Here is a 15,151-nt window from a genome sequence, read left to right on the forward strand (position 1 = left end):
TGTCTTGTCAGCCGGCGGGCTTGCATCCGCCGGTGTGTTGTCTGTTGGGGTGTCGACGCGCCTTACCTGGCGCCGTCGGCCTGCCATTCGGCCGGCGTCAGTGTCTTCATCGACAGCGCATGGATCTCGGCACGCATGCGGTCGCCCAGCGCCGCATAGACGCGCTGGTGCCGCTGGATCAGGCGTTTGCCTTCGAACTCCCCGCTCACGATCGTGGCGAAGAAGTGCTGGCCGTCGCCCTCCACGTGCAGATGTTCGCAGGGCAATCCTTGGGCAATGTAGTCCCTGACTTGTTCCGGAGTAGGCAGCATGTCTGTCTCTGTGAATTCGGTGATTTGCGGCAAATCAGTGCCGCAGCTTGTAACCCTTGCTCAGCAGGCGCAGCGCCAGCGCGGCCAGCACCACGAACGCCACGGTCACCACGGCCAGGCTGTGCAGCGGCGGCACGTCGGACACGCCGAAGAAGCCGAAGCGGAACCCGTCGATCATGTAGAAGAAGGGGTTGGCGTGCGACACGGCCTGCCAGAACGGCGGCAAGGAATGAATCGAATAGAACACGCCGGACAGGAACGTGGCCGGCATGATCAGGAAGTTCTGGAACGCGGCCAGCTGGTCGAACTTCTCGGCCCAGATGCCGGCGATCAGCCCCAGCGTGCCCAGGATGCCGGCACCTGCCAGCCCGAACAACAGGATCCAGAGCGGATGCGCGAAATGCAGGTTCGCAAACCAGGCCGTCACCACCAGCACGCCCAGGCCCACGCAGAGTCCGCGCACGATCGACGCCACCACGTAGGCGCCGAACATTTCCCAGTGCGACAGCGGCGGCAGCAGGATGAACACCAGGTTGCCGGTGATCTTTGACTGGATCAGCGACGACGAACTGTTCGCGAACGCGTTCTGCAGCACGCTCATCATCACCAGGCCTGGCACCAGGAAGGCGGTGTAGCTGATCTGGTCGTAGACGCGCACCCGGTCTTCGAGCACATGGCCGAAGATCAGCAGGTACAGCACGGCGGTCAGCACCGGCGCGGCCACGGTCTGGAAGGACACCTTCCAGAAACGCAGCACTTCCTTGTAAAGCAGCGTACGGAAGCCGACCAGGCCGCCGACGCCCATCGACGCGAGGCGCTGTTCCTCGCGCTGGGCCATGTTGACCTCCACGGGATTCTTCATGCCGCGGCCTCCATGGCGGCGTTCGGCGTACTGCCGGGCATCTCGCCTTCACGGCGCATGATCTGCACGAACACGTCTTCCAGGTCTGCCTTGCTGATTTCCATATCTTCGACTTCGCAACCGGCAGCGCGCAGCGCGGCCAGGATGGGCTCCACGGCCTCGTAGCCCGACAGCCGCAGGCGATGCGCTCGCTCGCCCGGGTTGCCCGGCGTGCGCAGCGCTTCCAGTTCGGCCGGCAGCGTGCCCTTCGAAAGCGTCAGCACCAGCTGCAGGCCCGCGAACTGGTTCAGCAGGCTGCTGGTGCGGTCCAGCGCCACCACCTCGCCGAACTTGAGCATGGCGATGCGGTCGCACAGCGCCTCGGCTTCTTCCAGGTAGTGGGTGGTCAGGATGATCGTGTGGCCTTCGCGATTCAGCCGCGAGATGAACTTCCACAGCGTCTGGCGCAGTTCCACGTCCACGCCGGCGGTGGGTTCGTCCAGCACGATCACGGGCGGACGGTGCACCAGCGCCTGGGCCACCAGCACGCGGCGCTTCATGCCGCCCGAAAGCTGGCGCATGTTGCTGTCGGCCTTGTTGGTGAGATCCAGGTTGGCCATGATCTCGTCGATCCAGTCGTCGTTGCGCTTCAGGCCGAAATAGCCGGACTGCAGCCGCAGCGTTTCGCGCACCGTGAAGAACGGATCGAAAACCAGCTCCTGGGGCACCACGCCCAGCATGCGGCGCGCCATGCGGTAGTCGTCCACCACGTCATGGCCCAGTACGCTGACCGTACCCGAATCGGCGCGGTTCAGGCCGGCCAGGATGGAGATCAGCGTGGTCTTGCCCGCGCCGTTGGGACCGAGCAGGCCGAAGAATTCGCCGCGCTCGACGCTGAAACTGACACCCTTGAGCGCCTGCAGGTTGCGGTAGCGCTTGCGGACATCGGTAATTTCGATGGCTTTCATGGCCGAATGTCTTGGGATGGGGCCGCTTGGCGGTCAGCCTTATCTGGATTTGGGGGAGCGCCCCTGAGGTTAGCCGCGCAGCACCTGTGGAATCGTGTCAGGACACTTGGGGGCGACTTGGGGACAAACAACCCGGAATTATAGGGGATGCGGGGGTTCCCCCGCTTTGCCCGGCGCGGCGCCAGGCCCTCGGCCCGACGCCGTGGCATCGCATGGCCGCACGCAATGGCACGCGCGGCAACGGATGCCGGTTCAATGTCGGTGGTGGTGGTGTTCCGGGTGGGTAGCGGTGGCGGCGGTCAGGCCCAGCAGGCCGTCGACCCCGTAGAGGCTGGCCAGCGACCGCAGTTGCGGCGAGGCACCGGCAATGGCCAGCGACTGGCCACGCTCGGCGGCAGCCCGCTGCCAGGCCAGCAGCACGGCCACGGCGGAGGAATCCACCTGCGCCAGCGCGCTGCAATCCACCGTCACGTCGCCCTGCTGCACGCGCGACAGGCCGTCACGCAGCACGGTGGCGGCGTTGCGGTTGGTCAGCGAGGAGCCGAGGGCTGGCATGGATGGAAGGCGCTGGAAACGTGGACGGGCGTGTCGAAAATGAAAACTCCCGCCCGGGGGCGGGAGCGTCCGGTCATTGTAGACCAGTTTGGCCGCGCCGTGCTGCAGCGCAACCAGATTCGCATGAACCGGCCGTTCAGCTCTTGGCGTTGGCCAGCTGGCGGTTGCGGTCCTGCAGCGTCTTGATGACGCCGTCCACGCCCTGCTGGTTGGCGATGGTGTTGAAGCTGCCCTTGTACGCTTCGGTCAGCCAGGCGCCCAGCACGTTGATGTCATAGACCTTCCAGCCCTCGGGGGTCTTTTCCAGGCGGTAGTCCATCTGGATCGGCTCGCCCTTGTTGATGACCTGGGTGCGGATGGTGGCATCGGTGTCGTCAGCCGTGCCGCGATACGGACGGAACTGCACCTTCTGGTCGCGGATCTGGGCGATGGCGCCGGCGTACGTGCGGATCAGCAGCGTCTTGAACTCGTCGGTAATCACCTTCTGCTGTTCCGGCGTGGCCTTCGACCAGTTGCGGCCCATGGCGATCTGCGTGGTACGCGTGAAGTTGGCGTGGGGCAGGATCTTCTGCTCGACGAGCTGGGTGATCTTGCCGATATTGCCGGCCTGCATGTCCTTGTCGGCCTGCACCGTGGACATCACCTCGTTCACCACGCCCTTGACCAGGCCATCCGGCGTCGAGGCGTCAGCCTGCTGGGCCTGCGCAGCGCCAGCACCGGCAAAGGCAACAACAGTGAGGAAGGGGAGCAACAGTCGCTTGATCATGTGAATTTATCCTTTCTTTCCGGGACGGCACCTGCAGGGTATCGGCAGATCCACGCCCATCCGACAGGGCAACAATGCACCGCCATCGGAAATCATTGAAACACAGGCGTTAGCGGGGCATGGTACACGCACATGCCTCAAACACCACTTTCATACACTTTGTTTCAGAGCTCACAGCGCGCTCACAGGCCGGCCAGGCCCGCGCCTGCCATGGCTTGCGGGCAGACCTCGCGGGCTGCCCCCGGCGCCTCAGCCTTCCTTGGTATCCGAACCGGCCGGCGCGGCCTTGCCACCGCCATCCGGGTCCTGCGGCGACTTCTGCTGGGGCTGCTGCGGCTGGTCCTCGTCATCCTGTGACGGCGGATTGCCGTCGTGGATCAGGTAATCGCGGCGCTGCAGGTACGAATCGCGCAGGAACGCGTATTTGTCCAGCGCGGCGGCTTCGATCAGGTTCGTGGCGCCAAGCAGCTGGGCCCGGCCGTCAACCACGCGCACGGTCGACACCGACAGGCTGGCGTACCACGGCGAAATATAGGTGGTCGGGTCCATGAAACGATCCACCACCATGCCCGTGCCATCCCGCACGCTGCTCGGCCCGAACAGCGGCAGCACCAGGTACGGCCCCGACGGCACACCCCACACGCCCATGGTCTGGCCAAAGTCTTCCTTGTACTTCGGCAGACCGGCCGGCGTGGCGATGTCGATCAGGCCGCCCAGGCCCAGCACGCTGTTGATCGCCACGCGCATCGTGTCTTCCGCGGCCCGCGACGGCTTGCCCTGCAGCAGGTTGTTGGCCGCCGAGTACACATCGCTGACATTCGAGAAGAAGTTGCCCACCGCAGTGCGCACCGGCGACGGGACGTAGTCCTGGTAGCCCTCGGCCACCGGCTTCAACGCGTATTTGTCGAGATTGTCGTTGAACGTGGAAACGCCACGGTTGAACGGCTCCAGCGGATCTGCCGGGTTGGCATTGGGCCCGGTGGCGCAGCCGGCCAGGGCCAGCGCGACCAGCGATGCCGCGGTCAGGCGATGAAAGGTACTCATTTGCTACCGCCCATCCCCGGCGCGGCCGGCAGGGCCGCTGCACCCGAGCCGGACGCATTCGACGAAGCAGAGGAGGACGAGGAGGAAGATGCAGCCGGGGCCGGCGCGCTGCCGCCGCTGCCGCCGCTGCCGCCGCTGCCGCCGCTGTTGCCGCTGTTGCCGCTGTTGCCGCCTGCGCCGGCATCGGCCGCCTTGTTGTACAGGAACTGGCCGATCAGGTTTTCCAGCACCACGGCGGATTGCGTCATCGTGATCTTGCTGCCCTGCGCCAGCATCTTGTCGTCACCGCCGGCTTCCAGCCCGATGTACTGCTCGCCGAGCAGCCCCGAGGTCAGGATCTTGGCCGACGTGTCCCGCGGGAATTCGTAGCGCTTTTCCAGGTTCATCGTCACGGTGGCCTGGTATTGCTTGTCGTCGAAGTTGATCGACGCCACACGGCCCACCACCACGCCGGCGCTCTTGACCGGCGCACGCGGCTTCAGGCCGCCGATATTGTCGAACTGCGCGGTGACCGCGTAGGTATCCTGGAACGACAGGCTGCTCATGTTGCCGGCTTTCAGCGCCAGGAACAGCAGTGCGGCGAATCCCACCACCACGAACAACCCCACCCAGTAGTCGAGCGAATTTTTCTTCATGCGAGTCTCTTGTCGAATGCTTGTCAGCTGAACATCAGTGCGGTCAGCAGGAAATCCAGGCCGAGCACGGCCAGCGACGCCATCACCACGGTCCGCGTGGTGGCGCGCGACACCCCCTCGGGCGTCGGGTTGGCCTCGAATCCCTGGTACAGCGCGATGAACGTCACCGCAATGCCAAAAATAAAGCTCTTGATCACGCCGTTCAGCACGTCGGCGCGCACGTCCACGCCGCCCTGCATCTGCGACCAGAACGCGCCGGCATCCACGCCGATCAGCTGCACGCCAACCAGGTAGCCGCCCAGGATACCCACGGCACTGAAGATCGCAGCCAGGATCGGCATGGCGATGACACCGGCCCAGAAGCGCGGCGCGATCACCCGCTGCAACGGGTTCACGGCCATCATTTCCATGGCGGTCAGCTGCTCGCCGGCCTTCATCAGCCCGATTTCGGCCGTCAGCGACGTGCCGGCGCGGCCCGCGAACAGCAGGGCCGACACCACCGGCCCCAGTTCACGCACCAGCGACAGCGCCACCAGCAGGCCCAGTGCCTGCTCGGACCCATAGCGGTTCAGCGTGTAGTACCCCTGCAGGCCCAGCACGAAGCCGACGAACAGACCCGACACGGCGATGATGACCAGCGACAGGTTGCCGACGAAGAACACCTGATCGGAAATCAGCCGGAAACGGCGCAGCAGGGCCGGCGACAGCGCCAGCACGGACAGGAACATGCGCGTGGCGCGGCCCAGGCCGCCCACGAACTGGCGCACCGCGGCGCCGATGGTAGTGAAGAAGCCGGTCAACGCGCGCCTCCGGCCAGGAAATCTTCGGCCAACGTGGGGCCGGCGTAGTGGAAAGGCACCGGGCCATCGGCCTCGGCGTGCACGAACTGGCGCACAAACGGATCGCTCGACGCGCGCAGGTCGTCGGGCGCCCCTTCGGCGGCAATCTTGCCGTTCGCGATGAAATAGACGTAGTCGGCGATCTGGAAGGTTTCCTGCACGTCGTGCGAGACGATGATGGTGCTGGCGCCCAGCGCGTCGTTGAGGTCGCGGATCAGGTTGGCCGTCAGCCCGAGCGAGATCGGGTCCAGCCCCGCGAACGGCTCGTCGTACATCAGCAGCGCCGGGTCCAGCGCAATGGCCCGCGCCAGCGCCACGCGCCGCGCCATGCCGCCCGAGATCTGCGCCGGCATCAGGTCGCGCGCCCCGCGCAGCCCCACCGCGTTGAGCTTCATCAGCACCAGATCGCGAATCATTGATTCGGGCAGGTCCGTGTGCTCGCGCAGCGGGAATGCGACGTTGTCGAATACCGACAGGTCAGTAAACAGCGCGCCAAACTGGAACAGCATGCCCATCTGCCTGCGCACCGCATACAGCGCGGTCTGGTCCATGGCGTCGATATCGGCGCCATTGAACGTCACGCGGCCACGCTGCGGGCGCACCATGCCGCCCACCAGCCGCATCACCGTGGTCTTGCCACAGCCCGACCCGCCCATGACGGCCACCACTTTCCCGCGCGGAAAACGCATGGAAAGGCCGGAAAGGATGGGCTTGTCGCCAGCCGCGTATGCAAAATCGACATCCGCGAGTTCGACGACGTTGGGGCCTGTAAAGGCCTGGCCAGACGGGTTCGGCACGTTAGCGGTCACGATGTCACCGGATTTGAACAGGCGGCCATTATAAGGGCTACTACCTATCGGTCGCCGTCCTGTGTGGTGATCTCACCATTGCACAGCCGGCAACAATCCGAGACAAAGGTGTGACGCCACCCCGACCCTGGCCAGGGCGGCAGCACGCGCTCAGGGTTCGGCGCGCGGGCCGGCCTGGCGCAGGATCACCTGCCACTGCACCGATTCCGAGCGGATGGCGGTGGCAAAGGCGTCGGGCGAGTCGCGCACCGGGGTCAGACCGGCAGCCATCAGCTGGGCCTGCACGCCGCGTTCGTTGGTCACACTGTCCAGCTCCGTAGCCAGTCGCGCGACGATTGCACGCGGCGTCTTGGCCGGCGCCATCACGCCATACCAGGCCAGCGCGCCGTACCCTTCCATGCCGGTTTCCTGCAGCGTCGGCACCTGTGGCGACAGCGGCGAGCGCACCGGCCCGGTCACGCCCAGGATTTTGAGTGCCCCCGAGCGCACATGCGTCTGCACCGCGGCCCAGGAACAAAAGCAGGCGCTGATGCGGCCCGCAAGCATTTCCTGGACGACTGCGCTCTCGCCCTTGGCTACCACCAGCGGGACGCTGGGCGGCATGCCGCGCACGGCGTACTCGGCATACAGATGCGATGGGCTGCCCGCCTGGCCATAGCCGTAGCTGTAAGACGCCGGGCTTGACCGCACCGCTGTGACCCATTGCTGGGGCGTGGTCATCGGCAAATGACCATCGATCACCAGGAACAACGGCGTCGCGGCCACCCGCGCCACGGGGGTGAAGTCGCGCATCACGTCATAGGGGACCGGTTCCAGCCCGGGCTGGATCAGCATGTTCGCCTGATGGAACAGCAGCGTATGGCCGTCGGAACTGGCCTTGGCGACGAGATCGCCAGCCATGGTGCCTGCTGCGCCGGGGCGATTGTCCACCTCGACCGGCACGCCAAGCCTCTGGGATAGCCGTTCCGCCACAAGACGCGCCACGGCGTCGGCAACGCCGCCGGCGGGAAACGGCACGATCATGCGCAGCGGCCGGGCCGGGAACGACACCGGGCGACTCGGCGGCTCCGCGCGAGCGGCAGGCGGAATGCTGGCAAGCTGGGCGACAGCGGGAGGTTGAGCAAGGGCCGTCGCCGTGCAAAGCGCCACGGCAACCGTACACCCCGACCATCTGGCAGCGAGTATTGGCAACTTCGCTATACCTCGCCAAAGCCGCATGCATTTGCGTACTTCGGGCATCAATTTCCTCCGGGCCGTACCCCACCGCTACGGCACCAAATCGGCTGAAAGGATTTCGAGGCAGTCTCTTCTTATCTAGTTTGAGGAAATTGTAGGGACATTGCGTGGCAGCGCCCAGACCGCGTAAACGCTCTCCGGGCGGACCCCAATGTGAGCGCCCGTATAATCGGTTGATGCCTGAATTCGTCCTGCGGCCCATGCACCCCGCCGATCTGCCCGCCGTGCTCGCCATCCAGGCACAGTGCTACGGCGAAGCGCTGGTCGAGTCCGCCGCTGCCCTGCAAAGCCGGCTTGCACTGTCTCCCGCCACCTGCTGGGTTGCGGCCGTGTCCTCGCCATCGCAAAACGGCCATTCCGATCCCTTGCTGGCCGCCTACCTGTTCACCCATGCCTGGCCCGAGTCATCGCTGCCACCCTGGAACGGCCAGCTTGTTTGCGACTGGCCCGATACCGAACCGCTGACGTGGTTTATCCACGACATGGCCGTTGCGCCAATCGGACGCGGCGCGGGACTGGCCTCCCAACTCCACGACGCGGCGCGCGATGTGGCGACGAAGGCCGGGCTGCGGTCGTCACGGCTCATCGCCGTGCAGTCGGCCGACCGATACTGGCGCAGGCTCGGATATGCACCACTGGCGGCCGGCAGGCATGCGGCCAAGCTGGCGGCCTATGGGGAGGGGGCGGTGTTGATGGGGTGTCTACTGTAGGTCAGCGCTTTCCGAGCCATCGTCCAAGACAAAAAACCCCCGCAGCCTTCCGGCATGCGGGGGTTTTTTCCAGCCAGGGCCGGAACCGGCAGCTTAGCGCGGCAGTTCCGAATGGCCCATCAGGAACGTGTCGACCGAGCGGGCGGCCTGGCGGCCTTCGCGGATGGCCCAGACCACCAGCGACTGACCACGGCGCACGTCGCCGGCAGCGAAGACCTTCGGCACGTTCGTGTGGTAGGCACGCTCGCCTTCGGTCGATGCCTTGGCGTTCTTGCGAGCGTCGGTGTCCACGCCGAAGGCTTCCAGCATCGAGCCCACCGGGTTCGTGAAGCCCATCGCCAGCAGCACCAGGTCGGCCTTCAGCACGAACTCGCTGCCCGGCACTTCCTGCATCCGGCCGTCCTTCCACTCCACGCGGCAGGCCTTCAGTGCCGTGACCTTGCCGTTCTCGCCGATCAGTTCCTTGGTCGCCACCGACCAGTCACGCGAGCAGCCCTCGTCATGCGACGACGACGTGCGCAGCTTGATCGGCCAGTACGGCCACACCAGCGGCTTGTTTTCTTCATCCGGCGGTTGCGGCAGCAGTTCGAACTGCGTGACCGATTCGGCGCCGTGGCGGTTCGACGTGCCCACGCAGTCCGACCCGGTATCGCCGCCACCAATCACGATCACATGCTTGCCTTCGGCGCGGATGTCGTTGACGCCGTCGCCAGCCACTTCCTTGTTCTGCGGGATCAGGAATTCCAGCGCGTAGTGGACGCCGGCCAGTTCACGGCCCGGCACCGGCAGGTCGCGCGGCACTTCCGAACCGCCCGCCAGCACCACGGCGTCGAACTGGTCCATCAGCGCCTGTGCCGAGATGGTTTCACGCGCATAGTTCTTGATGCCGGCCGGCAGCGCGCCGTCGGTCACCATCACGCCCGCGCGGAAGGTCACGCCTTCGGCCTGCATCTGCTCGATGCGGCGGTCGATCAGGTCCTTCTCCATCTTGAAGTCGGGGATGCCGTAGCGCAGCAGGCCGCCGACGCGGTCGTTCTTCTCGAACACGGTCACGTCGTGGCCGGCGCGCGCCAGTTGCTGGGCAGCCGCCATGCCAGCGGGGCCCGAGCCCACCACGGCCACGGTCTTGCCGGTCTTGTGCTTCGGCACCTGCGGCGCAACCCAGCCTTCTTCCCAGGCCTTGTCGATGATGGCGTGCTCGATCGACTTGATGCCCACCGGCAGTTCGTTGATGCCCAGCGTGCAGGCAGCCTCGCACGGTGCCGGGCAGATGCGGCCCGTGAACTCGGGGAAGTTGTTCGTCTGGTGCAGGACTTCGATCGCCGACTTCCAGTCCTGGCGATACACCAGGTCGTTGAAGTCGGGAATGATGTTGTTGACCGGGCAGCCGTTGTTGCAGAACGGGATACCGCAGTCCATGCAGCGGGCACCCTGGACCTTCGCTTCGCTGTCGGAGAGCGCGAACACGAATTCCTTGTAGTGCTTCACGCGCTTGACTACGGGTTCGTAGCCTTCGTTCTGGCGCGGAAATTCGAGAAAGCCTGTCGCCTTACCCATGTTGCATCCTTGGTCTTGCTGGCGCGAGGCGGCCGGGCCGGCCTCGCGTGGGGTCAGTATCTTGTTGGCGCCGCAGCCGTGGCGGCGGCGCCTCTCGTGGTGTGGCTGCCGGTCAGGCGGCTACCGCTTCGCGATCGCTGTCGCGGGCTGCCTGTTCCTTTTCGAACATCTCGCCCAGGGCGCGCTTGTACTCGGTCGGGAAGACCTTGACGAACTTGCGGCGTGCCGTGGTCCAGTCGGCCAGCAGCGCCTTGGCGCGCTCCGAACCGGTGTAGCGGAAATGCTGCTCGATCAGGTTGCGCAGGATCACTTCGTCCAGCTGGCGGGTGCCGTTGAACTTGTGCCATTGCGATTCCGGCTGGCCCTTCTGCTGGTCGGCCGAGGCGAGCACGGCTTCCAGCGCCACCATCGACGTGTTGCAGCGCTTGTCGAACAGGCCGTCCTCGTCATAGACGTAGGCCACGCCGCCCGACATGCCGGCCGCGAAGTTGCGGCCCGTGCCGCCCAGCACGACCACCGTGCCGCCGGTCATGTACTCGCAGCCATGGTCGCCGGTGCCTTCCACCACGGCAGTGGCGCCCGAATTACGCACCGCGAAACGCTCGCCGCCCACGCCGTTGAAGAACGCCTCGCCGGCCAGCGCGCCGTACAGCACGGTGTTGCCCACGATGATGTTGCGGGTCGGGTCGCCACGGAATTCGTGCGGGGCACGCACGATCACGCGGCCACCGGACAGGCCCTTGCCCACGTAGTCGTTGGCGTCGCCCACCAGATCCATCGTGATGCCATGTGCCAGGAACGCGCCGAACGACTGGCCGGCCGTGCCCTGGAACTGGATGTGGATCGTGTCGTCGGGCAGGCCCTCGTGGCCGTACTGCTTGGCCACCACGCCGGACAGCATCGCGCCCACCGTGCGGTTCACGTTCTTGACCGGCTGGATGAACGACACGCGCTCACCCTTGTCGATTGCCAGGCGTGCCTTGGCGATCAGCGTGTGGTCCAGCGCCTTGCCGGCTTCCACCGACAGGCCGTGATCCTGCACGTCGGTGTGGTAGCGCGGCACGTCGGCCGGGATCGGCGCCTGGAAGAAGATGCGGCTGAAGTCCAGGCCGCGGGCCTTCCAGTGATCGATGCCGTTGCGGATGTCGAGCAGGTCGGCACGGCCGATCAGTTCGTCGAACGTGCGGATACCCAGCTGGGCCATGATCTCGCGCGCTTCTTCCGCAACAAAGAAGAAGAAGTTCACCACGTGCTCGGGCTTGCCCTGGAATTTCTTGCGCAGCGCCGGATCCTGCGTGGCCACGCCCACCGGGCAGGTGTTCAGGTGGCACTTGCGCATCATGATGCAGCCCTCGGCCACCAGCGGTGCCGTGGCGAAGCCGAATTCGTCGGCGCCCAGCAGCGCGCCGATCACCACGTCGCGGCCGGTCTTCATCTGGCCGTCAGCCTGCACGCGGATGCGGTTGCGCAGGCCGTTCAGCATCAGCGTCTGCTGCGTTTCGGCCAGGCCCAGTTCCCACGGCGAACCGGCGTACTTGATCGACGACCACGGCGATGCGCCGGTGCCGCCGTCATGGCCGGCGATCACCACGTGATCGGCCTTGGCCTTGGCAACGCCGGCAGCCACGGTACCCACGCCCACTTCGGACACGAGCTTCACCGAAATGTCCGACGCCGGGTTCACGTTCTTCAGATCATGGATCAGCTGTGCCAGATCCTCGATCGAGTAGATGTCGTGGTGCGGGGGCGGCGAGATCAGGCCCACGCCCGGCACCGAGTAACGCAGCTTGCCGATGTAGTCCGACACCTTGTGGCCCGGCAGCTGGCCGCCTTCGCCCGGCTTGGCGCCCTGCGCCATCTTGATCTGGATCTGGTCGGCCGATGCCAGGTATTCGGCGGTCACGCCGAAACGGCCCGACGCCACCTGCTTGATCTTCGAGCGCAGCGAATCGCCGGCCTTCAGTTCCAGGTCCTTTTCCACCACGTGGTCGCCCAGGAGGCTCTTGAGCGAGTCGCCCTGCTTGATGGGGATGCCGCGCAGTTCGTTGCGGTAGCGCTTCTCGTCCTCGCCGCCTTCGCCCGTGTTCGACTTGCCGCCAATGCGGTTCATCGCCACGGCCAGCGTTGCGTGGGCTTCGGTCGAGATCGAGCCCAGCGACATGGCGCCGGTAGCAAAGCGCTTGACGATTTCCTTGGCCGATTCCACTTCTTCCAGCGGAATGGCGCGGGCCGGATCGACCTTGAACTCGAACAGGCCGCGCAGCGTCATGTGACGGCGGCTCTGGTCGTTGATGATGTTCGCGTATTCCTTGTACGTCTGGTACTGGCCCTTGCCATCGTCGGCGCGCACCGAGTGCTGCAGCTTGGCGATGGAATCCGGGGTCCACATGTGTTCTTCACCGCGGATACGGAACGCGTATTCGCCGCCGGCGTCGAGCATGCTGCTCAGCACCGGGCTGTTGCCGAACGCGTCGGTGTGCAGGCGCAGGGCTTCCTCGGCCACTTCGAAGATGCCGATGCCCTCTACGTTCGACGGCGTGCCGTGGAAGTACTTCTGCACCAGCTCGCGCGACAGGCCGATGGCTTCGAAGATCTGGGCGCCCGTGTACGACATGTACGTGGAGATGCCCATCTTCGACATCACCTTGAACAGGCCCTTGCCGATTGCCTTGACGAAGTTCTTGACCGCCTTTTCCGGCGACAGGTCGCCCGACAGGCCCGAGGCCATGTCGGCCAGCGTTTCCATGGCCAGGTACGGGTGCACGGCTTCGGCGCCGTAGCCGGCCAGCAGCGCGAAGTGGTGCACTTCACGGGCCGAACCGGTTTCGACGACCAGGCCGGCCGACGTACGCAGACCCTTTTCCACCAGGTGATGGTGGATGGCCGACGTCGCGAGCAGCGCGGGAATCGCTACCTGCGTGTCGTCGACACGGCGGTCGGACACGATCAGGATGTTGTAGCCCGAACGCACGGCGTCCACGGCTTCGGCGCACAGCGATGCCAGGCGGGCCTCGATGCCCTCCTTGCCCCAGGCCACCGGGTAGCAGATGTTCAGTTCGTACGAACGGAACTTGCCGCCGGTGTAGTGCTCGATGTTGCGGATCTTGGCGATGTCCTTGAAGTCCAGCACGGGCTGGGACACTTCGAGACGCATCGGCGGGTTGATGTTGTTCAGTTCCAGCAGGTTCGGCTTCGGGCCGATGAACGACACCAGCGACATGACCATGTTCTCGCGGATCGGGTCGATCGGCGGGTTGGTCACCTGGGCGAACAGCTGGCGGAAGTAGTGGTACAGCGTCTTGTTCTTCGACGACAGCACGGCCAGCGGCGAGTCGTTGCCCATCGAGCCGGTGGCTTCCTCGCCGGCCAGCGCCATCGGCGCCATCAGGAACTTGACGTCTTCCTGCGTGTAGCCGAACGCCTGCTGGCGGTCCAGCAGCGGCGACACGGGCTTCTTCTCGGCGGCCACGTCTTCGGGCTTGGCATCCAGCTCGTCGAGCTTGATGCGCACGGCGTCGATCCAGCTCTTGTACGGCTTGGCGTTCGCCAGGTTGTCCTTGAGTTCCTTGTCGTCGATGATGCGGCCCTGCTCCATGTCGATCAGGAACATCTTGCCCGGCTGCAGGCGCCACTTGTTGACGATGCGCGACTCGGGGAACGGCAGCACGCCGGCTTCCGAGGCCAGCACGACGAAGTCGTCCTCGGTCACGTAGAAGCGGGCCGGACGCAGGCCGTTACGGTCCAGCGTGGCGCCGATCTGGCGGCCGTCGGTGAAGCAGATGGCGGCGGGGCCGTCCCACGGCTCCATCATCGCGGCGTGGTACTCGTAGAAGGCACGACGGTTGTCGTCCATCAGCGTGTGCTGTTCCCAGGCTTCCGGGATCATCATCATCATCGCGTGGACGAGCGGGTAGCCGGCCATCGTCAGCAGTTCGAGGCAGTTGTCGAACGATGCCGTATCCGACTGGCCCGGATAGATCAGCGGCCACAGCTTGGGCAGGTCGTCGCCCAGCACCGGCGACGAGATCGCGCCGGTACGTGCGTTCACCCAGTTCACGTTGCCCTTGACCGTGTTGATTTCGCCGTTGTGGGCGACCATGCGGTACGGGTGGGCCAGTTCCCAGGCCGGGAACGTGTTCGTCGAGAAGCGCTGGTGCACCAGGGCCAGGGCCGACACGGCGCGCGAATCCTGCAGGTCCAGGTAGTACTCGCCCACCTGGTTGGCCAGCAGCAGGCCCTTGTACACGACGGTACGGGCCGACATCGACGGCACAAAGTATTCCTTGCCGTGCTTGAGCTTGAGCGCCTGGATGGCGTGGCTGGCCGTCTTGCGGATCACGTAGAGCTTACGTTCCAGCGCGTCCGTGGTCATGATGTCGCGGCCACGGCCAATGAAGATCTGGCGGATCACCGGCTCGGTGGTGCGCACGGTCGGGGACATCGGCATGTTGCAGTCCACCGGCACATCGCGCCAGCCCAGCACGACCTGGCCTTCCAGGCGTACGGTGCGCTCGAGCTCCTGCTCGCAGGCCAGGCGCGAGGCGTGTTCCTTCGGCAGGAAGATCATGCCGACGCCGTATTCGCCAGCGGGCGGCAGCGTCACGCCCTGCTTGGCCATCTCCTCGCGGTAGAACTGGTCCGGGACCTGGATCAGGATACCGGCGCCATCGCCCATCAGCGCGTCTGCGCCGACTGCGCCCCGGTGGTCCAGGTTCTCAAGGATCTTCAGACCCTGCGAAATGATCTCGTGGGATTTCTTGCCCTTGATATGCGCCACCATGCCGACGCCGCAGGCGTCGTGCTCGTTGGTGGGGTCGTACAGGCCCTGGGCCTGCGGGCGGGCGGCGAGGTCGGAAGATTGTTGCGAGTGGTCCACGGGC

At 65.6% G+C, this 15,151-nt stretch carries 13 protein-coding genes; 1 reads left to right on the plus strand and 12 read right to left on the minus strand.

The genetic code is table 11. The features are described 5' to 3' along the window. Nucleotides 1-62: 62 nt before the first annotated feature. From A9J21_RS01430 to A9J21_RS01475, 10 genes are all read right to left on the minus strand, one after another. The gene (locus A9J21_RS01430) at nt 63-311 is read right to left on the minus strand and encodes a BolA family protein (protein ID WP_066731174.1); all 249 of its coding nucleotides are present in this window, start codon (nt 309-311) and stop codon (nt 63-65) included. A gap of 34 nt (nt 312-345) precedes the next feature. Next, nucleotides 346-1,149, minus strand: coding sequence for an ABC transporter permease (locus A9J21_RS01435; RefSeq protein WP_156545599.1), 804 nt, complete (start codon nt 1,147-1,149; stop codon nt 346-348). A 20-nt stretch (nt 1,150-1,169) separates the two neighbouring features. Beyond that, nucleotides 1,170-2,120 (minus strand): ABC transporter ATP-binding protein, encoded by a 951-nt coding sequence (locus A9J21_RS01440; RefSeq protein WP_066731177.1) that lies wholly within the window; start codon nt 2,118-2,120, stop codon nt 1,170-1,172. 252 nt (nt 2,121-2,372) lie between these two features. Then, a complete protein-coding gene (locus A9J21_RS01445) occupies nt 2,373-2,675 on the minus strand; it encodes a lipid asymmetry maintenance protein MlaB (protein ID WP_066731178.1) in 303 nt (100 codons plus the stop codon). A 136-nt stretch (nt 2,676-2,811) separates the two neighbouring features. Then, nucleotides 2,812-3,441, minus strand: a complete 630-nt coding sequence (locus A9J21_RS01450) for a phospholipid-binding protein MlaC (RefSeq protein WP_066731181.1) — start codon at nt 3,439-3,441, stop codon at nt 2,812-2,814. 249 nt (nt 3,442-3,690) lie between these two features. Next, nucleotides 3,691-4,485 carry a VacJ family lipoprotein gene (locus A9J21_RS01455; protein WP_082926169.1) on the minus strand — a complete coding sequence of 265 codons (795 nt, stop codon included), beginning with the start codon at nt 4,483-4,485 and terminating at the stop codon, nt 3,691-3,693. Next, complete coding sequence (gene mlaD, locus A9J21_RS01460; RefSeq protein WP_066731183.1) at nt 4,482-5,120, minus strand: outer membrane lipid asymmetry maintenance protein MlaD; 639 nt, start codon at nt 5,118-5,120, stop codon at nt 4,482-4,484. Before mlaD ends, A9J21_RS01455 begins: the two co-directional genes overlap by 4 nt. Nucleotides 5,121-5,143: 23 nt before the next feature. After that, entirely contained in the window at nt 5,144-5,920 is a 777-nt protein-coding gene (gene mlaE / locus A9J21_RS01465) for a lipid asymmetry maintenance ABC transporter permease subunit MlaE (RefSeq protein WP_066731185.1), read from the minus strand. Beyond that, nucleotides 5,917-6,768 (minus strand): ABC transporter ATP-binding protein, encoded by an 852-nt coding sequence (locus tag A9J21_RS01470; protein ID WP_066731187.1) that lies wholly within the window; start codon nt 6,766-6,768, stop codon nt 5,917-5,919. The genes mlaE and A9J21_RS01470 overlap by 4 nt, the downstream gene beginning before the upstream one ends. Nucleotides 6,769-6,918: 150 nt before the next feature. Then, nucleotides 6,919-8,007: a tripartite tricarboxylate transporter substrate binding protein gene (locus tag A9J21_RS01475; protein ID WP_066731189.1), complete on the minus strand. Its 1,089-nt coding sequence runs from the start codon at nt 8,005-8,007 to the stop codon at nt 6,919-6,921. A 173-nt stretch (nt 8,008-8,180) separates the two neighbouring features. On the opposite strand from A9J21_RS01475, the gene A9J21_RS01480 reads away from it, so the two are divergent. Then, nucleotides 8,181-8,714, plus strand: a complete 534-nt coding sequence (locus A9J21_RS01480; RefSeq protein WP_066731192.1) for a GNAT family N-acetyltransferase — start codon at nt 8,181-8,183, stop codon at nt 8,712-8,714. A gap of 93 nt (nt 8,715-8,807) precedes the next feature. On the opposite strand, the gene A9J21_RS01485 is transcribed toward A9J21_RS01480, so the two are convergent. Further along, a complete protein-coding gene (locus tag A9J21_RS01485) occupies nt 8,808-10,271 on the minus strand; it encodes a glutamate synthase subunit beta (RefSeq protein WP_066731194.1) in 1,464 nt (487 codons plus the stop codon). A 112-nt stretch (nt 10,272-10,383) separates the two neighbouring features. Further along, nucleotides 10,384-15,051: a glutamate synthase-related protein gene (locus tag A9J21_RS01490; protein WP_231906775.1), complete on the minus strand. Its 4,668-nt coding sequence runs from the start codon at nt 15,049-15,051 to the stop codon at nt 10,384-10,386. Nucleotides 15,052-15,151: the final 100 nt, after the last annotated feature.

It is taken from the genome of Cupriavidus sp. D384, assembly GCF_001652915.1.
Lineage (GTDB): Bacteria > Pseudomonadota > Gammaproteobacteria > Burkholderiales > Burkholderiaceae > Cupriavidus.